The following is a 24,135-nucleotide window of genomic DNA, read 5'->3' on the forward strand; positions in this document are numbered from 1 at the left end:
TTGATAATATTCTTATATTTATGAAAATATTTCCAAATAAATAAAACAAAAAAACTAATATTTACATATTAAGAAATAATTGTAAATATTAGTTTTATATATTTTTAAAGCTCTTCCCCATTTGTTTTAATTAAATTTTGATATCAAAAGAAACTATCTTTTCTATAACGCTTTAAATCCTTTAAATCAAACTCATCACGATTAACATAAACAAAACCATAGCGTTTTTTAACACCTTCATGTGTTGATGTTAGGTCAATTGCACTTCAAGGATTATATCCAAAAATATCTATTTTATCTTCAATAATGGCTGCTTTCAATTCTTTTAAATGAAATTTATAGTACTCAATTCGATAATCATCGTGAACTTTACCATCACTTGTTAAAGTATCATAGCCACCAATTCCATTTTCAGTCACTATTAAAGGTAATTGATATCTATCTCAAAGCTCTCTAATTGTATTTCTAAAACCTAATGGATCAATCTCTCATCCAAATTGAGTTTTTAATAAGTTGTCATTTTTAACTTGTTCATACATACCTTTTACACTTTTTACTTTTTGCTGATCTGGTAACTCATCAAATAATTCATCACTTTCAGGCATTTTTGCAGTAGCAGATGCATAGTAGTTAAAAGCAATAAAGTCTGGCTTTCCTTTTTTTATTATTTTCATCTCTTCTTCAGTGTATTCAAACATTGAATTGTTTGCTTGTAAATAATTGATAACTAACTGATTATATCTTCCAAAAACACAAGTATCTAAATAAAATCAATTACGCATTACTCTCATATTGAAAGCTGCAAATTGGTCAATTGGTTTATTAGTATTACCATAAACACTTGTAATATTTGGTGCGGGACCAATTTTACCATTTTTAACAATTTCGTGACATAAATTAATAGCTTTTGCTTGAGCTAACATCATATGATGATTTACTTGATAGATATTTTTAAGTTTGTTTCCACCTTTTGGTAAATTAATACCTACAATTTCGCCAAATAAAATCATTACATTTTGTTCATTAATTGTTAATCAATGTTTTACACGATCACCATAAGATTCAAATAAAACTTTTGCATACTGTTCAAAGGCATTAATTGTTCTTTTATTCAATCAACCTCCATCTAAATTCAAACTATGAGGTAAATCAAAATGGAACATCGTTACTATTGGAGTTATTTTATATTTTAACAACTCATTAATTAAGTTATTATAAAATTCAATTCCTTCTTTATTTACTTCTCCATCACCTTCTGGCAAAATTCTTGTTCAAGCAATTGAAAATCTATAAGATTTAAATCCCATTTCAGCCATTAACGCCACATCTTCTTTTCAATGATTATAATGATCTGAAGCTACTTTAAAATCAGTTGTTCCTTGTGGAATGTTTGTTCTTGTATCTTGAATTGATTTACCTTTTCCACCTTGATCAAAACCTCCTTCAAATTGGTAGGCACTAGTTGACCCACCTCATAAAAAATTACTTGGTATTTTATTTGACATGCTTCATTTCCTCTCTTGTTTTTAAGTTTAAAACTTCTTTTTTTGTTCAATTTAAATTATTCATTTCAGTTAATTCATAGGCAATATCAATAGAATTAATTGCATTTAAATAAACTTTTTTATAATCTTCTAAAATTTGATTTTTATTAACATTTAAATTATCAATAATATCAGATACTTCTTTATATTTTTGTGTGTTAAAAGTTTTTACTTCTTTTTCACAATTACTTAATTTTAATTCAAGTTCTTTAATTTCAATTACTAACTCATTAAAATTTTCAGGTAATTTTAAGTTATTATATTTATTTGCAAAATAATTATATTTATCTAAATCTTTATCTTCTAGTTTTAATATTTTATTATAAAGTTTTTCTTTTTTCATTTCAAATCTATTTATTATATTTTGTTTTTTAATTTCTTTTTTTTGTAAAGAGATTAAAGTATTTTCATAATTTTTATAATTTTTATTAAAATCTTTAATTGCTAAAGTTTCTTTTGCTAATTCTTCTTTTAAAGATTTTAATTTAGTATCATCAAAATCAAAATTTAATTTAACTGTTTTTAATAATAATTTATTGTTTTCTCTAAAGGCAATATACTCTGATTTACGATCTTGATACAACATCAATGTTAAAACTAATGCTGTAATTAAAGAAATAAATCCAGCTAAAATACCAAATACTATTCCCCATCCAATATCTAATCCCATTCAAGACATAATACCAGTTCCAGTTCTTCTATATTGAGCAACTCCTAATACTCCTGCAACAAATCCTCCAACCAGTCCACCAACACAACCAAAAATAAATGGTTTTATTTTCGGTAAATTAATTCCGTAAATAATTGGTTCAGTTACACCAAATATAGCTCCAGGCAATGAAGCAAAGATAGCTTGTTTTGTTTTTTGATTTTTGCTAATAAAACTTAAAGCTAATACAGCTCCAATTTGTCCCATAATTGCTATTTGTAAACAAGCATACATAGCTGATGGGTCTCCATCATTCATTGGTAATGCAATCACAGTCACAACAGCAACGTGAGTTCCTGTTAAAACTAAAGGTTGCCATATCATTGCAAATATTCCCATACCTATTCCAAATGGTATTTTTCCTAATAAGATTACGAATTTTGCAATAAATTGCTCAATAATTCTAAAAAATGGGCCTACTGTAAATAGCATTATTAGGAATGTTGATAAGAAAACTAATGCTGGTCTAAAGACAATATCAACTGATGTTGGCATTCATTTTTTAATTCAATTATTTAAAAATACTAATAGTAAACCAGCACATATCATTGGTAAAACTGTACCCTCATAAGTTTTAATAACAATGGGATTTCCAAATAATGTAAATAAAGTTCATCCACTTCCAAATAAATATCTACTAGTTAATGCAGCTCCTAATCATATGGCAAGCCAGGGATCTCCATTAAAATATTTTACAGTACTGCATAAAAATACAATTCCCACTAATTCAATTCCTACTTTTGACATAATATACATTAAAGAACTAAATAAATCCAATTCCATTACTGATTGACCTGGTGCAGGATTTGAAATTACACCAGAAATTGCAAGAATAGCTTGTAATCCACTAATTACTCCTGTTCCAATTAAAATTGGAATAGTTGGAAAAACAATGGCAGTAATAGCTCCCATGATTTTTTGCTTTCTTGGAACTTTTGTAATTTTTTGTTTTTCATCACTTGTTGATTTATTGTCAATTATTTTTTGACATTCATCTTTAACTTTGTAAACTTCTCCTCCAATAATTATTTGAAGTTCTTCACCATTTCAATTAATTCCCTTAGTCAATTCAATTTCTTTTAAAGCTTTTTCATTAACAAGATCTTTATTAATAATTTTAAAGCGCAATCTTGTCATGCAATTGTGTACAAGAGATTGATTGTTTTTTCCACCAATAGCTTCTAGATATTTTAGAGCCAAAGATTTATATTTACCTTCTCTTTTTTCAATTTTAATTTTATTATCTTTAATTATTTTTACATCTTCAATTTCTATTTCATAAATTAACTCACCTTTTTTAACTTTTTTTCCTTCATTTTTAATTGTTAATTTATATTTTGAAACCGAATTCAAATCTACTAATACTGGTGTTACTTTTGGCAAATTTGCAGCTTCAATAATTTTCCAATCAACTTTAACAATTTCATCACCAAGAGAAACTTCTTGACCTTGTTTTCCTAACAATGAAAATGGTTTACCTGAAAGCGCAACTGTTTCTAAACCAATATGCATTAAAACATTGTAATTATTTGTTGAAAAATATATTGCATGTTTAGTATCTGTGATTAATTCTATTCTTCCATCTTTTACCGGTGAATAAAAAATATCTGAACTTGGTTCAATATAAACTCCATCACCTAAAGATTTGCTTGCAAAAACAGGGTCTGAAATATTTTCAATTGCTTTAACAATTCCATCTACAGGAGCATAAATTTTTATCTTTTCCATATATTTCCTTTCTTATTAGAATTTTTTCTAATTCATAATAATTTTAAGAAAAAATAAAAAATATTTGCATTTATTGAACTCGTTTATTTTTTATGAACTTGTTTAGTCAACTTAAAAATTAAGTTAGTTAATATTATATTAATTTGATTTAATCTTATTAATATTCTTGTTTCTCTAGTTAGACCACTTATTGACTTTATGGTAATTATCTTATTTAGATCATCTTGATATTTCACTACTTTTGAGAAATGAGACTCACTTGTAATAATTAAAAAATTTATATTATTATCTTTTGCTATACTAATATAATTAAGAATTTCATCTATATCTAAGCCAGTCATAAAAAAAAATATTGTATCATTTGGTTTTAGTATTGTTAATAAACTTCTTTCAAATTTCCTATTATTATAATAAAAAGTTTGCTTATTATTATTAACAATTTGTGAAAAAAGAGTTAATAATTTAAAATCATTTTCTTGACTGCTAATAATTACTAATCTATTTGTTCTATTAATTTCTTGTACAAAAAAATCTACTTTTTTTTGGATTTCTAATCTATCTATAAAGTTATTTATATCTATTCAATCAATTAAATCTAATTCCTTGTCTTGATTATTAGTTTGTTCTTTTAAGCCATAAAATTCCATTTCAGCAATTAGCTTATGTAATAACTCGCCATATCCTTCATAACCAAGTTTTTTTGAAAAAAGAGTTAAAGTTGATTTTGAAATATTTAGTTTAAAAGAAACTTCTTTTGATTTTAAAAAAACATTATTATAAGCATTTTTTAATATAAAATTTGCAATTTGATAATTTAGAGTTTTATCATTAGTTTTTATAACATTTTTAAGTTTTTCTCTGATTCTCATATGTGTATCCCTACTTATTCATACAGTTTTATATATTAGTAATACTACATATAAAAAAAAAAAAAAAAAGAATATTTATATAGTATTGAATAACTATTTAAACATTCTTTAATTCTTTAACTAATTATTTATAAGTTTATTATAATCAATTATAAATTTTTCTTTTAATTTAATTTGATAATCAACAATTGATTTTTGATAATCATCTTTAATTAGATCAACTTGATTTGAATAATTTTCAAGATAATTTCTCTTATCAAATTTTTGTAAATTTACAACTTCTTGATTTTTTTTATTAGAGATTTCTTGTAAAGAGTTTTTTCTAGTTAATTTAGAATTTTTTATAAACTCTTTAATTTTATTGCTATTTTCTTTAATAAATAATTTTTCACTATCTTTTAATTGATTGAAAGCATTTTTTGCAAGTTGAATTTGCTCTTTTGCTTCTATATTAATTTTTTGTTTTTCTTCTTTTAAATTATTAATTTCTTTATGAATATTATCTAAATCATTTTGAGTTTTTGCAGATTTTAATGAATCTTTTAAAACTAACATTTGATTTCTAATTTCTTCAATTTTTTCTTTTTTATTTTCAATAATTTGTTCCATTTTTAAAACATGATGTTCTTTTAAAGAACCAATATTTCCTTTATTTAAAATTAACAATGTTCCATAAACTAAAGTTGTTACAGTCACACCTGCTAAAATTGCAATAAAGAATATTATTGTAAATCATCCATAAGGAACAGCACCTAAGATTGCTACAATTGGTCCCCCATGAGCTGCAAGATCTGTAACTTGAAATCCTCCAGCAATTGCTCCAGCAACCATTCCTCCAAGAACGTTTGCAATAATAGCTCTTTTTGGATCTCTAATAGCAAATGGAATTGCTCCTTCAGATATCCCAATTGTACCCATTATCATTGCTGAAATACCCATACCTCGTTCTTCATTTGTAAAAAATCTTTTAAATAAAATAGTACTTAATCCCATTGCCAATGGAGCTACTGGAATAGCTGCTGCCATTGCTCCCATTGGTTCTGCAATAGGATTTTCTAATGTAACTAATGCAGAGCAAGTCACAAACGCAATTTTGTTGATTGGTCCACCCATATCAAATGAAGCCATTGCTCCTAATAAAATACCTAAACCAATTCCTAAACCAATACCAAAACTTTCACTTCTATATCCTGATTCAATAGCAGATGATAATTGATTCATTAATCAACCAATTGGTCCACCCAAAATATAAATGAATAAAATTGATATTCCAATACCTGCTGTTAATGGAATAAAGAATATTGGCATAACAGCTTTAAGTGATTTGTGAACTTTTCAAGTATTAACTCACTTTACATAATACCCAACTAATAAACCAGCTATGATTGCACCAATAAATCCTGTTGGTGTGCTAACTTCTGTCATTCCTGGTAATGGCATAAATTTAGATGCATCATTTCCAATAAATGCTCCTAGCATCGCTGGTGCAATTGCAGCTCTACCTGCAATTGAATTTGCAATAAATCCTGCTAAAATTGGAATCATTAATGCAAATGCAGCTCCACCAATTTTATCCATTACTGCTAATGGATTTCATGGATACAACGGTTCACCATTTTCACCAATGGGTCCTCCTGTTCCTGCTGAGGGACCTCAAATTGCTTTAGCAATCCCAATTGAAAATGCTAAACAAATTCCCCCCATTATAATTACAGGAATCATATATGAAATTCCAGCTAAAATATGTTGTAACACACCCTGCTTTGATTTATTCATACCTCCATCATTTTTAAACTCACTATTCATTTGAATAGTTGCTTTGGCAAAAGCTTCATCGACTAATTTTAATGGTTCTTTTATTGCTCTTGCAACATGAGTTTGATAAACTGGTTTTCCATTAAAACGTTGTAAATTAACTTTAGTATCTGCTGCAATAATAACAACATCAGCATTTTCAATTTCTTTTGTTGTTAAGGGTGTACCAATCCCCTTACTTCCCTGAGTTTCAACACGAATGTTATATCCTGCTTTTGATAACTCAGAAAGTAATTTATCTTCAGCCATATATGTATGGGCAACCCCAACAACACAAGCTGTAACAGCCACAATATTTTTACCTGATTTTTTATTATCATCTTGATTATTTTTTATAACAGCTTGCTTCACTTGAATTAATTTTGAAAACTCTTTTGAATCCTTTGCATCTTTTAATTTTTGTCTTAGTTTATCATCCATTAATTTTTTTGCAGTTTGACTTAAAATATCTAAATGTTCTTTTGAAGCATTCTCTGGAATAATAAGAGCAATAATAACATTTGATGGTTGACCATCAAGAGCCTCTCATTCAATTCCATTTAAAGTTCTAATACAAATAATTGATGCTGATGTAATCCCCTTAACTTTTGCATGGGGTATTGCAAAACCATCTTCAAATCCTGTTGTTCCTTGTTTTTCTCTATCATAAAAAGCTTTTAATAGTGATTTTGTATCTTGATAGATACCTAATTCATTTGCCTTATTGCAAATGTACTTTAAAACTTCATCTTTTGAATTGAGATCAATATTTAAAAAAATGTTTTTTTCTTTATATATGTTTTCCATATTCTCCACTTTTTTCCTTTCAACTAGATTATTTTCCATTTATTATAAAAAATCAACATATTATCTACAAAAGAAAAAAACCTAAAAAGGTTTTATAAAAATATGAGTCTTTTATATCTATTTATGTTCAAGAAATAATGATTTCACACTTCCCAATTATTTCTAATTCTTTTAAATTATCAATACAAATAGCAGATTCTCCCATTTTAAAATTAATATTGTTAATAGTGCAATTTCCATTTAAAATAGTTAACTGATATCATTTAATATTCTCTGGTTTTTTTCAAATAAATGCTTTACCAAACTCAATTTTATTTTTTTCAAAAGAAAAGAATTCACAATTAAACTTAAGATTATCTTGTTTTCTAAGAATTATATCTTTTGAATCTGGAATTGAAAGATTATCTAAACTTTCTTTAATATGCAACTCTCTTGGATTTCCTTTATCATCAACTCGATCATAATCGTATAGTCTATAAGTTATATCACTAGATCTTTGAAGTTCATAAACTACAACTCCAGGAGTAATTGCGTGAATTTTTCCCGGCTCTACATAAAGAAAGTCTCCTTTTTTTACCTCAACTTCTTTTAGTAAATCTTTTCAATTACCTTCTTGCATTAATTGTTTAAAGGAATCTAAATTATTTGCTTTATGACCATAAATTAATTTTGCGTCTTTTGGACAATCAATTACATACCAACTTTCTGGTTTTCCTAAAGAATTATGATGAACTTTTGCGTATTGATCATTTGGGTGAACTTGAACGGAAAGATAATCATTTGCTGTTATTATTTTTGATAACAAAGGAAAATCTAACCCATTAGAAATTCCAAATTTATCTCTATTTTTTTCAAAAAAATCCTTAAATGTAGTATTATCCTCTAACAAAGACATTCCATTTTCATGTGCTGATATAAGTCATGCTTCACCAATATCGTTACTGGGAATATTAAATCCATATTCTTTTAATTTATTGCCCCCTCAAATTCTTTTCGAAAAGAAAGGTTTAATTTTAATTATTTTATTTGTCATTTTTCATTACCTCTTTAATTATTTTATAATTTATTTTTTACTGGAATTCTTCCACAATTTCATTTAGTTTTTTTCCAACACCAGCATTTTGAACAGTATCAATAACTTCCTTTGAAAGTTCTTTAATTCCATCAATTGCATTTCCTACTGCATAGCAATTAGGAAATTGTTCAAACATTGGATAATCATTGTGTTCATCACCAAATAAATGAATGTCTTCTTTAGATAAATTAAATTTATCTAATAACTTATTTAAACCTCAACTTTTTGTAACACCCTTTTTATAAATTTCAATTCTACAGTTATCTTCTTTTGGAAATTCCAAAGCTAATAAATCATATTCATTTACAACAGCTCTAACATATTCTAATTGCTTGTCATTTTTAATATTTGCAACTAACCCAGGAAAACTTTCATCTAAATCTAAACCTTTTTCAATTAATTCTTCTATACTTTCATAGTTGCATATAACTTTTTGATCAGGAAAATGAGAAAAATCTAAATTAACCTTATTTTCCATTAGATAGTCAAATCAATCTTCGTTTTGAATAAAATGTGTTCTAAAGTCATTTGGAACGTTAATTTCAATTCCTGTATCTAAAAATTTTTCTAATAATTCCTTGATTTCCTCTTTTTTAAAATGTTTTTTTGCAATATACTTTAAAGTTTGTGGATCAATTACTGAAGCACCATTTGAACAAATTACAGGTAAATTAATATTTAATTCTCTAGCTGCAAAATCTGCTAAAAAATAGTTTCTACCTGTGACAATTGTTAAACTATTATTTGATTTTTTTTGAAACTTTAACAATTGTTTTTTGTTTTCTTCACTAATAGTATCCAACTCAAAAATAATTGTACCATCCATGTCAGTCGCTGCTATTTTCTTAATTTTTCTCATTTTTATCCTCCATTACAAGATTATTTTATATTGAATTTTTCAAAAAATAATTTAATTATAAACTTATATTAGGTTTATACTTATTAGGTAATATAAATATAAAAATGTTCATATTACTTAATTTAGAAAATATTTAAGAAATAAATGGTTTAATTACTAAAATAAAAATTTAATATCTATAATTTTGATTACTTAAAATTTTTAGCATTTCTTAAAAAAAGAGAGGAAAATAAAAATGACAAAAAGTTTAGAATTATTAAATAGTCGTATTTCTGCTAAAAGATATCAAAAAGATTTCAAACTATCTGATGAGCAAAAAAAAGAATTATTAGAATCTGTGAGATGAGCACCAAGTGCATTTGGAATGGAGCCATTTAAAGTTCTTTTAATTGAAAATGAAAAAATTAGAGAAGAAATTCTACCAGCTTGATGAAATCAAGTTGGAGTTACACAATCTTCAGCGATTATGATCTGAGTTGGTTATAAAGAAGAATATTTAAAAACTATTCATTTTAAAGAGCAAACTGAAAGAAATATTCCTGCTGGATTTGAAAATATTAGAGAAGCAATGATTGGAGGAGTTAATACTGTACTTACTACATTAGATATGACAATCAATGAATGAGTTGCAAGACAAGCCTATCTTTCATTGGGGACTGTACTTAATACAGCTCAAGAATTAGAAATTGATGTTTGTCCTAGTGAAGGTTTTGATTCAAATATGGTTGGAGAAGTACTTGCAAAACATAATTTAATCAATTTGGATAATGAAAAAGTATTGGTTGGAATGTTTATTGGAAAAGTTGATACTACTCAAGAATTTCATCACTCATTTACAAAAACAAGAAGACCAATTGAAAAAGCATATAAGATTGTCAAATAAAAATATATAACAAAGAAAAACAAGAAAAAATTAAAAATAAAAACTCCAACATTTTAAAAGTTGGAGTTTTTATTTTAAGTTTTATTCTAGGATAAGTTTTCTCTATAATAATTTATCTAGGATTTATTTAGTTTTACTTTCCTTTTTAATTTCTATTTTGAACTACATTAAAAAAATGAAATCAACGCAAAACTAAAAATTTACCAAGACAGAAATATTTTTAATACTAATATAAATATATTATTTTCTAATTCATTAAACGTAATATCTTTATAAGTTAATATTCTATTTCTTTGTAAAGAATTTATCCAAATTATAAGCTATTTTTTTACTTTTACTTAATTTGTCATAATCTTCTTTACTAAGAACTTTTATTTCATATTTTTTACTATTTTTATTTAATCTAATTCAGTTTCAAAATCCATAAAATGAATTAATTAAACTTGATCCTCATTGAATTATAAAAATAATTACTGTTGAACGCTCAAATGAACTATTTTCAATATCTGCTAAAATAACACTTCACATAATTAAACACATTAAATTAGTTAATAATCATAATGTTCATTGGTCAACATACCTAAAAATCATTAAAATAATTGCCATAGCACTTCCAATTAAAATAAATGAATCCAATCATACACTTTTTGCATCAGTAAACTCAATAAGTAAGAATGAATATGCAATTCAAACTACAATTAAAGAAACATAAATTACTATCATTGCTGGTCAAGATAAAAATCTTGACATAACATCTCCCTTATTATCTCTTTTTCTAAATCAAAGACCAAAACCAATAATATTCATTGGAATATAAAAAGCTGCGTGCAAAATTATCGAACTAAATAAAGAGCCTTGTAAAAGTAATATGATATATAGAACAGAATTTGTTGCACCAACAATAAAAGCACTTATTTTACCTTTTGCTCCTAAAATAACCGCGATAGTTCCAGTGATACCTGCAAGTATTGATATTGCTTTATCTTTGGCAATAATTCCCAGAGTTAAAATTAAAGCTGTGGAAATAACTAGAAGCAAAATCTCAAATGCATTCCAACCTGATAATTCTGATTTTAAAAACTTTAAAAAAATATTTTGTTTCTTAATCTCTTTATTTTGTATACTTTGATTTTCTTCATGATCAAGATTTTCATTATTAGTAGTTTTCATATTGCTCCTTTAAGTAATCAATTATTTTTTGATTCACAATTTTTGCTCCTTGAACCTCAACTATTTTACTTGCCACTAAATTTGCAAACTCTAGTGATTGTTCAATTGTTTTGCCACTTGATAAACTTAACATAATTGTTGCAACATGAGCATCCCCTGCTCCAAGAGTGTCAACAATTTTCTTTACTTTAAAACCCACAACTTTATTAAAAATTGTTCCGTCAAAATACGCTACTCCTTTTGAACCTAAAGTGACATATATAATATTTTTATTTTCTAAATATAAAGTTTTTATTGCTTGCTCTAAATTATTTATATTTGTATAGTCTTGCAGTTCCTTTTCATTTAAATGTAATATTGGTTTTAAACTCATAATTTTTTTCATAACTTTTTTACTTATGGAAGTTATCATTGGTCCTGGACAAAAATAAATATTTTTATTTTTTAATTTTGCCAATTCATTAACAATTTTTTCTCCACCATTACTATAAGCTTTATAACCCTCAAAATAAATATTTTCATATTCTTTGAAATCAATTTCTTTAAATCACTGCTTTTCAAATTCTTCTTCCAAACCAGAATACGTTATAAAGGTTCTTTCACCATCTGGTTCTATCAAAGCAATACAATATCCATTATCTTTATAGTCTTTTTTTAAAAGTATATCATGCTCATCTTTTATAAGTTGTTGTTCAATAATTGAAGCAAAAACCCCTGTTCCTATTGGAACAAACAATGAGCAATCTTGATTAAATAATTTAAAAATATTTGCAACATTATAAGCACAACCACCAACATTAATTGTTCGCTCTTTTGAAACAACATCTCCTGATCTTTGCGGTAAGTTTTTAACTTGCATCATTATGTCAACAATAGCAGAACCTATAATTAGAGTTTTCATTTTGAAATATCCTTCTGTTTTCAATATCTTTCAATTTTTTCAATATAAAAATTCAAATTTATTTCATTACTTTCTTTAATTATTTTAACAAAATTATTATCTATTTTCTCAACACCAGTATATGCTCCACAAATTGCGCAAGCCATTGCTCCAATAGTATCGGTATCTCCTGCTAAATTTGCTGCAAGAAATGCAGCTTTATTAACATCTTTTGCATAATATGCAATAGCAATTGCTGTTGGAACTGATTCGCTAATGTTTACACCTGCTCCAATAATATCATATAATTCATTTATAAATTCAATATCCTTGCCCTTAAAACGATTTGCAATATCAATTGCTAACTTAATTCTTTTTGTCATAGATGGACTATATGTTTCACTTCCTAGATCTAATGCTAATTTATCAACAACATATAAATCTTCTAGAATTTCATTAAAATCACTTTTATAAAGTGCTGAGTTAACACACATTGCAATAATTGAAGCACCAGAAATTGTAATATCACTTGTATGAGTAACTTGTGAAACTTTAAAAACATAATCAACTAAATCCTTATGTTGGTTTGCTTTAAATAATAAACCTATTGGTGCAATTCGCATAGCAGAACCATTACTTAACGCTTTATTTGTTATTTCAATTGGGTTCAAATTTTTTTTAATCATTTTTAAGGACTCTTTTGAAGTTGGTCCTAAAATATTTTTTTTGAAAGCATTATTCTGTTCAGCTCAATTTAATAAATTTTTAGCTATTATTTTTTTATCAGGAATAAAATTATTTTCAAATAGTGAATCTAAAATAACTAAAGCTTGTGCAGTATCATCTGTAAATTGTCCTTTTTTATAATTTTTTGCAATTTCATTTTCTTGGGGACCATCCAAAAACTCAGTAATATATCCTTTAAAAAATTCTCTAACTTTTTTTCTTCCTCATAACTCTGAAGGCATTCCCATTGCATCTCCAATGGCCATACCATAAATTACACCCTCAATTTTGCTTTTCATATTCTCTCCTAAAATTTTTCTATTATGTTTATAATTTAATAAAAACAAGATATTATTCCTTTAAAATTATCTCATTAAATAATATTAAAAAATTAATTATAAGAACATACAAAATTTTGATGGCTTTTTATAAATATAAAGACATTTAATTTTCTCATTTTTCTAATTTACTTGATATTGTTAATAATCATTAATAATTAAGATATAGCCTAAGTATGAATGAGAAAAATATAGTCAATCTATAAAATAGTTGTAAACTTACCTTTAATTAAATAATTATTTTATAAAATTTAATTAATTTCAAACATTTCCATAAATATTTGATAGACTTTTTCAAGATTATTTTTTTCAGTTGAAGATATTGCTAAAAATTTATCATCTGGAGATAAATTTAATGTAGTTTTAATTAATTTTTCATTTTTTATAATGTCGTTTTTTTTGCATTTATCTCTTTTAGTAGCGACTATAAATACTTTTATCTCATGATGTTTAAAAAAATTATACATTTCAACATCATCTGTTGTTGGTTTGTGACGTAAATCAACTAGTTGACAAATAAATTTTAACTCTTCTCTATTGGTTAAATACTCATCCATCATTTTACCAAAAGCCAATTTCTGATCACGATTTACTCTTGCATAACCATATCCTGGCGCATCAACTATTCTAAATTCACCATTATTAATATCAAAAAAATTTAATAATCTTGTTTTTCCTGGTGTTGAAGAAGTCTTTGCCAATTTATTTTGATTTGTAAGAGCATTAATAAAAGTGGATTTACCAACATTACTTCTTCCAATAAAACATACTTCCTTAATATTATCTTGCAATCAGCCACTTTTATTGGCAGCAGATGTAATAAACTTTGCTTGCTTTATCATAATGTTTTATTCTCCACTTTTCACTATAAAGATAGAATTTTATCAATTTCTTTTATCATTTTTTCAAAATCTTCTGTTTCTTCAAACATTTCATCTCTTGCTTGTAATTTTTCATTACTTTTATTTGACATTTCTGACTCATATAATAGTCTTAATTTACCAACTAAATCTTCTTGTGTTTCAATTGTTTCATCTAAATACTTATTTTTCTCATTTAAAAACTTGTTACGTAATTTACTACGTCCCCCGTTTTCTTTCAATGATTCCAAATAAGCAATTTCAAATTTCATGTATTTTTCATAATTTTTGTTTTTCATATCTTTTTTTGATTTTTCTGAAAATACTTTCTTTTCTTCATTACTTAAAATTTTCTTTAACATATTCGCACCTCGAATTTCATCATATATCATTATTATAGAACATTTTTTGATTAAAAAGTGCTTATTTATAGTTTATTTTTTTCAATATAACTAAATAAAAAAAGAATAGTAATTAAACTACTCTTTTTTACTTTCTTTTAAACATATTATTTTAACAACTAAAATGATGGTTGAAAAAATAGCTTGAAATATATTTGTTATATAAACTTGTGGCTGAGGTATTGGAGTTAATAAACCATAAATAATTCAAATTAATGAAGCAATAATTAAAATAATAATACTATAATAGGAAATATCCTTTGTATTTTTTGTTTTAATAACTTTAATTACTTGTGGAATTAAATAGACTGCTGTTAAAATCGTTCCAATTCAACCCATTATTTCATATATTTGCATTACTTAATAATTACCTCATAATTTCTTTTGTTAAAACCGCTTATAAGTAAAGACTTATAATATTTATTTTTTACCATTCCTCCAAAAATATACACTATATTTATTTTTTTATTTATTTTTGTTAAATCAATATATTCAAAGAAGTTTCTAGCTAAAATGTCTAAAATACAATTAATTTCATTAATTAAAGCATTATAATTTTTAATTAAAATATAAACACTAAATTTTAGAAATTTGGACTTTACAGCATTTCAATTTTTATAAAGTGTTTTAAGTTCTTCTATATCTTTAAAATTAAAATATTCCAAAGTATATTTTATAAAATTACTACTACTTTTTTCTCTTTCCTTATCTATTATTGCGTATTTTATAAATTCCTTTGCAAATGTATATGCAGATCCCTCATCTGCAATTAAGGGTCCAAAACTAGACATAATTCGTTTCTTGCCTTTAACATTTTCAATCATGACACTACCACTTCCTAGTGATATTGCTAAATAGCTTTCCTTTTCACAAAATAATAACTCTTGAATTTCAATATCAGTTAATATGTAAATATTTTTTTTAATAATTTTATTATTAAAAATATTATATATTAGTTTATATTGTTTAAATTCCAAAATTCCTGGTGCTCCTAGATACAATTTTTCTAAACAGTATTCTTTATATTTTTGATAAATTTTGAAAAGTTCTGCTAAGGATTGATTAGTTTTTGTATATAAATTTACTCCATCAAAAATATCCTTCTTAATTATTTGCTTGTTAGCATCTAGTAAGTAGACTTTAGTAGAAGTAGCTCCACCATCAATTAATAGATTATATTTCATTTTTGATTTAACCTTTTTTTTCGAATTTTCTATCTTTATTTTGCTTTTTATTAATTTCTTCTAAAGCAATCATTTTCATATATTCATGTACGGTTTTTCCTATTTTCTCAGCTTCTTTTTGAATATAAGCCTGCTCTTCTTTTAAGATTTGTTTATCTCAAGCTTTATAAAATGGAAATCATACTAATGTAGCAACTCCAGTACATATCAATGAAGTGGCAACTGCAAATATACTATTACCACTTGAAAGAAATGCTCCAATTGGACCAGGTAAGGACCATGGTGCAACAGCAACTCAATGGATGCTAAATAAATTGACTAAAATTAAAGAAACAATTGCACAAATCATTGGAGCTATCATAAATGGAATAAATAAATAAATATTTAATACCACTGGAAAACCAAACATCATTGGTTCGGAAATATTAAAAACAGCTGGCACAAAACAAGCTTTTCCCATTGCTTTATTTTGCTTTGATTTAGAAAAAAACATACCACAAATTGCCAAGCCAATTGTAGACCCTGATCCTCCAATTCAAATAGTTCATTGATAATATTGTTCTACAAATTTATTTGGTACATCTCCAATCATTCCATTATTTCATCATTCAGAATTCTGAGCAATTGCAGGATATCATATCGGATAAGTTATAATTCCTGTTATTGCGCTTCCATGAATTCCAAATCATCAAAATAAGGAATTAAAGAAGATAATCATTATTACAGCTCCAAAATTATCATTTACTAATGAAGCTAAGGGTTTTAAAATATTATTTATTCCTGTAATTAAATCCACATTTGCGATATAGCCAATTAATATTACAAAAGTTGCGTAAATAATTGCTGGAATAATTGCAATGAATGAATTACTTACAGCTGGTGGAACACTTTTTGGTAATCTAATAGTAATTCGATATTTTTTAAATATTCGATATAACTCAACCATAATCATTGAAGTTATCATTGATACAAATAAACCCTGACTTCCTAAATCTGCTAAAGGTAGTGCAGTTCCACCCCCTTCCGCCAGTACTTCTGGTTTCACTCAGAGAATAAATCCAAGCATACCCATAATTCCAGACATTAATGAAGCCTCACCATAACTTTTACCTAAGTTTACTCCAATGGCAACTGATAGTGCAAGAGCCATAATCCCCATTGTTAATCCAGAGATTACAACCAATGCATGATCTAATACTTTTGGAAAATATGTATATAAATATGCATGATCTGAATTTGGATCAAAATCTGTGGGAATACTTCTAATAACAGTAATAAAAGAAGCAATCATAATAAATGGAATTAGAGAACTAAAAGCATTTCTAATTGCCATTAAATGTTTTTGACTAGCAACTTTACCCAAAAATGGCATTACTTTACCATGAATATTTTTTGCACTTGTTGTAGTAGTATTTTTAAAATACCTCATTGAGTTAATTTTACAACTATTTTTTAGTTGCTCAACTTCTTCTCTAAGTTGCTCTTTTCTTTTAGCATTAAATTTCTTTAATTCAATCAATTCTAATTTTTTTTCATCTTTTGTTAAGTTTTTAATTGTCTTTTTATATTTTCTTTTTTGCTTATTTATATCTTGAAAATAATTATTTTGTACTTCAATAATTTTTAGTTCAACAGCTTTTTGTTCTTGAACTTTTTTATATTTTTCAGGATTTTTTAAAGCTTTTAATTCTAAATTATGAGTAGCTTTAATAATTGAATATTGAGACTTGTATTGTTCAATTACTAATTCTTTTTCAAATTTTAATAATTGCTTATCTTTTAATTTATCTTTTTTTTCAATTTTTAAATCCACTAATTCTTTTTTTTGTAAGTCTTTAAACTTTTTAATTTCTAAATTCTTTTCTTCTTTTTTCATTAATACACTCCTTCCAATTTAAATTTTAGATGGAGTATCTATGCAAATTATTTCATAATATGAAATAATTTCTAAATAAGATTATCAGACTTTATTAACTTACTAATTCTTTCTTTATTTAATAAAGCGTGAAAAATTGACTTGAGTATAAATAAAACTGTCAATTCACTTGATTGTCTATTTTCAATAATGCTTTCATTTTCACCAATTCTAATTACAATATCATCTTTTGAAATTAAATTTGAAACATCATTTCTTGTTATTATTATTTTTCGAATATTTTTCTGATTAAGTTTTGTAATAATTTTTTCAAAAAAACTACTCGATAATGAATAACTGATAATTAAAACACAGTCTGATTCATTAATTATATTAGAGTAAGCAAGTTGTTGATCAGTGTCTTGAGAAAAAAATGTTCTAAGATTAACTCTTAAAAGTCAATCTATAAATAAATGAACCAAAAATATATTGCCTCCCTTGGCAAACATAAATATATTTTTAGAATTTTCAATAACTTCCTTTGCTTTCATTATAGCAACTCTATTTATTTTTGCTGTCTTTTCTAAACTCAATTTAGTTATATCTGCTAGTTTATCTATAGAATTTGCTTCACTTGAAAAATTAAACTCTTGATTTTTCAAATTAATTGTTTGCAAATATTGATTTTCTAGCTTTAATGATATATTTAGACTTTTAAAACCATTTAAGCCTAACCGCTTACAAAATCTTGTCACTGTTGAAGGGCTGGTAGAAGTATTTTTTGAAATATCAAAAATGGTATACTTTTCCAATACCATATATTTTTCTAACAAAAAATTAGCAATTACTTGAAAACTTATATTCTCAGAATATTTTGATATGTCTTTAATTTGTTCTAATGTATTTTTCTTATTCATATTTAATTACTTTTTGCCTTTATATAAATCAATTATATAGTCTAAAAGTTCTAAAATAACAAGAGCATTAGAAAAATGGTCTTGTGAATGAATAAAAAGAGTTTTTATATCTCAGCTTTCTCCTTGAGCTTCTCTTGAGATTATTTGAGCATGTAATCTATGAGCTTCATTTAATTTTGATTTTGCCTTAATAGCCAATTCCTCAGCTTTAACTATGCAACCACTCTTTGCATTTTTAAGAGCTAGAAATGCTATTCCTTTTGCCTCACCAGAAATACCAATTAATTCCATACTTATTTCTATTGTTTTTTCTTCCATTTTAAACTCCCCTAAATTTAAACTTATCTCAACCTTGTAATATACTCAAGAGAAGTAAATCATAATCCTTAATTGAACCGATATAATTTGCTGTATTTCCTAATTGAGTGTAATTATCTTTAAGTATTATTATTAATTCTCTTTGATAATGAGAATTGTTTTTATTAATAATGCATACATCTCCTCTATTTAATTTAATTTTAATATTATTTGTCTTTATTTCATCTTTGAAATCAACTCTAGTAAAAGTTGATCTAACAAAATCTTCATTTAAATCTCCTCTTCAAAAATGATTTTCATAGTCTAAAATTTTTTTCTCAATTACTAATAGATTTTTATCTAATTTAATATCAAACTCAAACTTATCTATTTTATTTACTTCTGCAAAATTAATTATTTCTTCTTCGCTCATAGCTTGATTACCAACTATCACTGTTGAGATAAGACCAGTTGCAAAAAGAAATTTTGCTTGACTTCTTATTGGTAAATTTCTAGTTTTTTCAATTGTTACTAAATTATCTACATCATAATTTTGCGGACCTTTATTTCCAAAATTAGAACCTACAAATGCGGAAGAATGTATCCCTAAATCTACAAAGCGTTTTGTTGTTTTTCAAAAAAAATTAAATGATAATCCACTATTTTTTAAAGGATAAAAATTATGACAACCAAACAAATTTTGCCTCTTAGGTTTATAATCCAAAACATTATTAATAAAATTATCATTATTACTTATATTTAATTGAATATCTAAATCTGATTCATTAAATGTTAAATCAGCTACCTCTTTTGGTAAAAGTGGAGAATCTAATCTCACACAAGATACACCAATTTTTTTAAAGAAATTAAGTTCATTTATTGAAAGTTCTAATAAATTTAAAGCATTATCATTAATATCTAAAATAATATAAAAACCAATCTTATTAGCATTAACGCATATATATTTATATAACTCTAAAATCTCATCTTTTTCCTTTTTATTAAAATGAATAATTGACATAAATAAATTATTAATTCCTTTTTTATAACATTTATTTAAATAATCAATTGTTTCTTTTTTGGAAAAATGTTCAGGATATATTGATATTCCTAATTGTTTTTTAAACATTATAATAAATCTCCTTTTCTTTTAAAGATAATACGTTTTCTAGTTTTATAATATGAAACTCCTAAAATAATTCCTAAAATAATTCCTCAGGATAATGAGATTATTATTGCAGTTATTAAAGTATTTGAAATTATTATTAAACAGAAAACAACAATTAAAATTCCAATTATTGTAAAGCAAGGTGTAATAATTCACAAACTGGGTCTTAAATCGTTATTTTCACAATATTTTAAAGACATTCAAAAAAATATTAAAAAACTAACTGCTAATAAAATTCCCGTTAATATATAATATCAAACTGGCATTTATAAACCTAAAATCCTTAAAATTCGCTCAAACAATATTTCTACGTTTGATGATGCATATTCTTTAGATTGTATTTGAATTAAGGGAACTTTTTTATCTTCTAAAGCATCTTCAAAGTCATCAAAATGCATACTCAAATGAGGTGCAAATAGAATTAAATCATACTTATTTGCTAACTCAAGTATGTTATCTTTTCCAAATCCACCTTCATCAAATTTTAAATTATACTCTTCTCCTAATTCATTTAATCTTTTAGAAATTATTGAACTACTATAACCACCTGAACATAATATTAAACCTTTTATTTCTTTCAAAATTATTCCTCCTCTATTTTAATTACACGCACGATAGTGTTTATTCCATAATCAAATGATTTAATTTTAATTAGCAACTCATTTTGTTTTTGTTCAAAGTCAACTTTTTCTGAATTATCTAAATATGAAATATTTTTAATATTTAATTTTTTTTCTAAATTGTATTTTCTAATTTCTTGAAATTCTCCACCTAAGTGAATTTTTTTTACATGTCCTCCTGTTGTGACATTATAGGCAAATAAATAATAAATATGATTTTTTTTAACAATAAAATCTTCTTCTAATACATATGTTAATTCATAGTCACCAATTAAACTATAGCCATATTTTTTAACTCAATAGCTAAATTTTTTAACTGTCTCTATTTCTAGATTAATTAAATCTCCCTTTTTGTTGACTGATAAATTTAGTAAGTAATTGGCTTTTTGTTTTCTAGCCATCAAAAATTTTAGAATTAATTCTTTAACAGATTTAAAATTAAAATCTTCTTTAGCATATCCTCAGTGATCATTAAAAGTTTGACAAGTTTCAGCAGCAAGATCTCTTGAAAAAATTGAATAGTCAATTTTTTTTAAATGTCCTTGTTCAAAAGTAATTGAATCAACTTCTGGATGTTGTTCCTTTCCAGCATTTAAAAGTCCTGAATTATTTATAATCATTGCATTTGGATTATACTTTCTAATTATTTTATATAACCTGTCTTCTTTTCAATCGTTATTTTTTTTATTTCAATTACCATCAAATCAATATCCCTTTACATTAGGGTATTTTTTACATAAATATTCAATATTTGAATGCATATATTCTAAATACTCATCAAAATTTGTCTCATAACTTGGGTGACTTCAATCCCAAGTTGCATAATATAAATAAGGATCAATATTAGCCTTATTACATTCATTAATAAATTCACTCAAAATATCTTTTGTTTTAGTAATTGAAATGTCATATAAACTAATGCCATTTGAATCATATAATGCAAAACCATCATGATGTTTCGTTGTTAAAGTTATATATTTAAAACTATTCTCCTTAGCAAATTTAACTATGCTTTTAATATTTAATTTTAAATCAGTCTCATTAAGTTTTGGAAAAAGTGATAGATAATCATCAGTTGATAGGTTATACATTTTCATATATCATTCGCCTTTTTCTAATTGATTATACAAACCATAATGAATAAATAAACCAAGACCATATTTTTTAAAATTTTTAACTCTTAGTATCTCTTTCATACTACCTCCATAGTGATTATATTTTCAATTTCTTATAAACATGGAATTATGAAATTTATTTCAAAGTTTGAAATAAATATCAAAATTGAAAATAAAAAAAAGAAACTGTAAAAATTTCTTAAAGTTAATATTTTATAAACAAATGATTTTTAATGAAAATATCAGTAAATTTTTTACTAATTAATTTTTTTTAAATAATCATAAAGCCCTAAGTTGTATTTTAATTTAATAATATCTTGATATTCTTTTTCATCTTTATATGTAATAAATATTAGAGTTCTTTTAAAATTGTGAGTTATTTCAATAATATTTTCTAAAGTAATAATTTCATTAAATAAAAATAACTGACTATCATGAACAAATGCAATTATAGAATTTTGCTTAATATTTAATAAAATTATATATATAAGTACTTGAATTGTATAAATTAAGTAATAAATTGTAAAACCAAATCCAAGATATTTCATATTTTTAAAGACTAGATTTATAATAAAAAAAACTGTTAATGATAAAAACATTAATGTAAAACCAATTAATAGATAATATACAAAAAAATTATTTAATTTCTTATTAAAATACTTATTTTCTACTTTTAAAGAATTCATTTTTCTAAGCCTGTTTGAGTATAAAATGAAAAAATATACTAGAGTAATTGAAGTAAATATAGAGAAAATATACCCACTAATTACACTACCACTTCAGATATTTGAATATATCATGCTTAATTATCTCCTTTTTATTAATTCTTTAATGGTAAGAAATAAATCAAAATCTTCTAATAAAATAATATACTTATCATTATCAACTTCTAATTCAATATATTTATTTCAAATTTTATTAACATAAATAAGTAAATAATTGCAGAATACGATGTCTTTTAAACTATATTGAAAATACTGATTTTTTAATTGAATCATTAATCTTTTGTTTGTAATATAAATTGAAAAGTTAATATCAGACTCTTTTAATTCTTTCTTGTAATCTTCTTTTTCTTTTTGATTTTTTAACTTTATTTTATACAATTGCAATTTATCACTAAAAAAATAACATTCTTCACCTTTTGGTAATTCAAAATCAATATCAACCTTTTTAATTTTGAATTCATCTTTCAGTATTTTTATTTGTTCTTTTATTTTAAAATTCTCACTTTTAAAACTCTTATATTTTTCTTTAAAAATTAAAGCTAATGTTCCTGTTACTAATATCATAATTAATCAGATTAAGACTATTATAATTACTGCAACATTTCTACTTGTCATAGTCCTACCTAACCCCTTTTGTTAATATATTATAACAATTATAGTTTTATACTTTTCAAGTATTTTCTAAAAAAGACAATAAAAAAAGTCCAGACCTAAATCTGGACTAAAACTATTTAAGGGTAAAATAATTTTAAATTTAACAACTTGAATTGTTCTAGGTACTTATTTGCTTTTTTCAAAGCATTTTTACAAGTAGCATTAACTTGTAGTTTCCTGATCCCACCCTTACACCCTTTTGTTCTAACTAATAGATTAGAACAAACAAGAAAACTTGGAGATTTTGTTAATTTGATTAATAAAATCAATACCTTTATAGAATAATTCTTTTGATATGCTTTTTTTTCTGATATATTGCAAGTCCTAAAAGAACTTTACATTCTTTATTATTGATTATTTAAATAAATAATCAATAATAAATTGATAACATAAAAGAGTTTTTATATTTTTTTTTTATTTTTATGTTTAAAAAAAGATTGCAAATATTATTTTTTTTGATATATTTATATTAGCTGTTAATTTGCTAATTTTATTAACAGCGCTAAGACTTATGTTGTTGTAAGCCCTCCCAAGTTTATAATAACTGCAGGGAAATATAATTATTATCATTTTTAATTAAGTCATTTATTTGAGATGTATATATACTTCAAATAAACTATGACAAATAAGATAATATAATATATTCCCTTTTTTTTATGAAAATTTTAATTAATATTAATTTTTTCACTTAAAGCTCTATTTAAATAATAGAGCTTTTTTTAATTTAGTTACTAAACCTGTTAAGGTACATAATCATAATCAAAGAATATTATAAAATTCAATAGAAAATAACATCTTTTATTGTATTCGCTATAAGTCAAAATATATTTTTACATTTCTTAAATGTAGTAGTTTCTTTTGACATAATTATTTTATTCCTTTTATTTTATTTTGCAACAAAAAAATAAAAAAATACCCTAAAAAGTGTTGATAAAACTAGCTTTAAAAAAAGAGAAA

Annotated in this window: 23 protein-coding genes; 1 reads left to right on the plus strand and 22 read right to left on the minus strand. The window is 24.6% G+C overall.

All coding sequences use genetic code 4. The features are described from left to right. Nucleotides 1–104: 104 nt before the first annotated feature. The 6 genes from SCANT_RS03115 to SCANT_RS03140 form a co-directional block, all read right to left on the minus strand. Nucleotides 105–1,505 (minus strand): glycoside hydrolase family 1 protein, encoded by a 1,401-nt coding sequence (locus tag SCANT_RS03115; RefSeq protein WP_053946271.1) that lies wholly within the window; start codon nucleotides 1,503–1,505, stop codon nucleotides 105–107. Further along, nucleotides 1,495–3,981: a glucose PTS transporter subunit IIA gene (locus SCANT_RS03120; protein WP_053946272.1), complete on the minus strand. Its 2,487-nt coding sequence runs from the start codon at nucleotides 3,979–3,981 to the stop codon at nucleotides 1,495–1,497. Before SCANT_RS03120 ends, SCANT_RS03115 begins: the two co-directional genes overlap by 11 nt. 83 nt (nucleotides 3,982–4,064) lie before the next feature. Then, nucleotides 4,065–4,850: a MurR/RpiR family transcriptional regulator gene (locus SCANT_RS03125; RefSeq protein WP_053946273.1), complete on the minus strand. Its 786-nt coding sequence runs from the start codon at nucleotides 4,848–4,850 to the stop codon at nucleotides 4,065–4,067. A 120-nt stretch (nucleotides 4,851–4,970) separates the two neighbouring features. Beyond that, on the minus strand, nucleotides 4,971–7,451 hold the full coding sequence (locus SCANT_RS03130; protein ID WP_053946274.1) for a fructose-specific PTS transporter subunit EIIC: 2,481 nt from the start codon (nucleotides 7,449–7,451) through the stop codon (nucleotides 4,971–4,973). 121 nt (nucleotides 7,452–7,572) lie between these two features. Then, nucleotides 7,573–8,484 carry a type I phosphomannose isomerase catalytic subunit gene (locus SCANT_RS03135; RefSeq protein WP_053946275.1) on the minus strand — a complete coding sequence of 304 codons (912 nt, stop codon included), beginning with the start codon at nucleotides 8,482–8,484 and terminating at the stop codon, nucleotides 7,573–7,575. Between the two features lie 37 nt (nucleotides 8,485–8,521). Beyond that, nucleotides 8,522–9,385, minus strand: coding sequence for an HAD-IIB family hydrolase (locus SCANT_RS03140; protein WP_053946276.1), 864 nt, complete (start codon nucleotides 9,383–9,385; stop codon nucleotides 8,522–8,524). A 235-nt stretch (nucleotides 9,386–9,620) separates the two neighbouring features. On the opposite strand from SCANT_RS03140, the gene SCANT_RS03145 reads away from it, so the two are divergent. Next, nucleotides 9,621–10,268, plus strand: a complete 648-nt coding sequence (locus tag SCANT_RS03145) for a nitroreductase family protein (protein ID WP_053946277.1) — start codon at nucleotides 9,621–9,623, stop codon at nucleotides 10,266–10,268. A gap of 285 nt (nucleotides 10,269–10,553) precedes the next feature. Here the strand turns inward: SCANT_RS03145 and pnuC are convergent, their stop codons facing one another. From pnuC to SCANT_RS03225, 16 genes are all read right to left on the minus strand, one after another. Next, nucleotides 10,554–11,438 carry a nicotinamide riboside transporter PnuC gene (pnuC, locus tag SCANT_RS03150; RefSeq protein WP_053946278.1) on the minus strand — a complete coding sequence of 295 codons (885 nt, stop codon included), beginning with the start codon at nucleotides 11,436–11,438 and terminating at the stop codon, nucleotides 10,554–10,556. Further along, nucleotides 11,425–12,339 (minus strand): PfkB family carbohydrate kinase, encoded by a 915-nt coding sequence (locus SCANT_RS03155; RefSeq protein WP_053946279.1) that lies wholly within the window; start codon nucleotides 12,337–12,339, stop codon nucleotides 11,425–11,427. The genes pnuC and SCANT_RS03155 overlap by 14 nt, the downstream gene beginning before the upstream one ends. Further along, nucleotides 12,327–13,343, minus strand: coding sequence for an ADP-ribosylglycohydrolase family protein (locus SCANT_RS03160; protein ID WP_053946677.1), 1,017 nt, complete (start codon nucleotides 13,341–13,343; stop codon nucleotides 12,327–12,329). The genes SCANT_RS03155 and SCANT_RS03160 overlap by 13 nt, the downstream gene beginning before the upstream one ends. A gap of 290 nt (nucleotides 13,344–13,633) precedes the next feature. Beyond that, nucleotides 13,634–14,224 (minus strand): ribosome biogenesis GTP-binding protein YihA/YsxC, encoded by a 591-nt coding sequence (gene yihA / locus SCANT_RS03165; protein ID WP_053946280.1) that lies wholly within the window; start codon nucleotides 14,222–14,224, stop codon nucleotides 13,634–13,636. Between the two features lie 23 nt (nucleotides 14,225–14,247). Then, a complete protein-coding gene (locus tag SCANT_RS03170; RefSeq protein WP_053946281.1) occupies nucleotides 14,248–14,604 on the minus strand; it encodes a hypothetical protein in 357 nt (118 codons plus the stop codon). A gap of 117 nt (nucleotides 14,605–14,721) precedes the next feature. Beyond that, nucleotides 14,722–15,000, minus strand: a complete 279-nt coding sequence (locus tag SCANT_RS03175) for a SemiSWEET family transporter (protein ID WP_053946282.1) — start codon at nucleotides 14,998–15,000, stop codon at nucleotides 14,722–14,724. Continuing rightward, nucleotides 15,000–15,827, minus strand: a complete 828-nt coding sequence (locus SCANT_RS03180; RefSeq protein WP_053946283.1) for a hypothetical protein — start codon at nucleotides 15,825–15,827, stop codon at nucleotides 15,000–15,002. Before SCANT_RS03180 ends, SCANT_RS03175 begins: the two co-directional genes overlap by 1 nt. A gap of 7 nt (nucleotides 15,828–15,834) precedes the next feature. Further along, nucleotides 15,835–17,703, minus strand: a complete 1,869-nt coding sequence (locus tag SCANT_RS03185; protein ID WP_053946284.1) for a PTS sugar transporter subunit IIC — start codon at nucleotides 17,701–17,703, stop codon at nucleotides 15,835–15,837. Nucleotides 17,704–17,774: 71 nt separating this feature from the next. Next, the gene (locus SCANT_RS03190) at nucleotides 17,775–18,599 is read right to left on the minus strand and encodes a MurR/RpiR family transcriptional regulator (protein WP_053946285.1); all 825 of its coding nucleotides are present in this window, start codon (nucleotides 18,597–18,599) and stop codon (nucleotides 17,775–17,777) included. Between the two features lie 6 nt (nucleotides 18,600–18,605). Beyond that, nucleotides 18,606–18,917 carry a PTS lactose/cellobiose transporter subunit IIA gene (locus tag SCANT_RS03195; protein WP_053946286.1) on the minus strand — a complete coding sequence of 104 codons (312 nt, stop codon included), beginning with the start codon at nucleotides 18,915–18,917 and terminating at the stop codon, nucleotides 18,606–18,608. 1 nt (nucleotide 18,918) lies between these two features. Beyond that, nucleotides 18,919–20,025 carry a MupG family TIM beta-alpha barrel fold protein gene (locus SCANT_RS03200; protein WP_053946287.1) on the minus strand — a complete coding sequence of 369 codons (1,107 nt, stop codon included), beginning with the start codon at nucleotides 20,023–20,025 and terminating at the stop codon, nucleotides 18,919–18,921. After that, complete coding sequence (locus tag SCANT_RS03205; protein WP_144416882.1) at nucleotides 20,025–20,264, minus strand: hypothetical protein; 240 nt, start codon at nucleotides 20,262–20,264, stop codon at nucleotides 20,025–20,027. The genes SCANT_RS03200 and SCANT_RS03205 overlap by 1 nt, the downstream gene beginning before the upstream one ends. Nucleotides 20,265–20,330: 66 nt before the next feature. Next, nucleotides 20,331–20,645 (minus strand): PTS sugar transporter subunit IIB, encoded by a 315-nt coding sequence (locus SCANT_RS03210; RefSeq protein ID WP_053946289.1) that lies wholly within the window; start codon nucleotides 20,643–20,645, stop codon nucleotides 20,331–20,333. 2 nt (nucleotides 20,646–20,647) lie between these two features. Then, nucleotides 20,648–21,880 (minus strand): alpha-L-fucosidase, encoded by a 1,233-nt coding sequence (locus SCANT_RS03215; protein WP_053946290.1) that lies wholly within the window; start codon nucleotides 21,878–21,880, stop codon nucleotides 20,648–20,650. A gap of 176 nt (nucleotides 21,881–22,056) precedes the next feature. Next, a complete protein-coding gene (locus tag SCANT_RS03220) occupies nucleotides 22,057–22,599 on the minus strand; it encodes a hypothetical protein (RefSeq protein ID WP_053946291.1) in 543 nt (180 codons plus the stop codon). A 6-nt stretch (nucleotides 22,600–22,605) separates the two neighbouring features. Continuing rightward, nucleotides 22,606–23,139: a hypothetical protein gene (locus SCANT_RS03225; RefSeq protein WP_053946292.1), complete on the minus strand. Its 534-nt coding sequence runs from the start codon at nucleotides 23,137–23,139 to the stop codon at nucleotides 22,606–22,608. Nucleotides 23,140–24,135: the final 996 nt, after the last annotated feature.

This window comes from Spiroplasma cantharicola (assembly GCF_001281045.1).
Classification (GTDB): domain Bacteria; phylum Bacillota_I; class Bacilli_A; order Mycoplasmatales; family Mycoplasmataceae; genus Spiroplasma_A; species Spiroplasma_A cantharicola.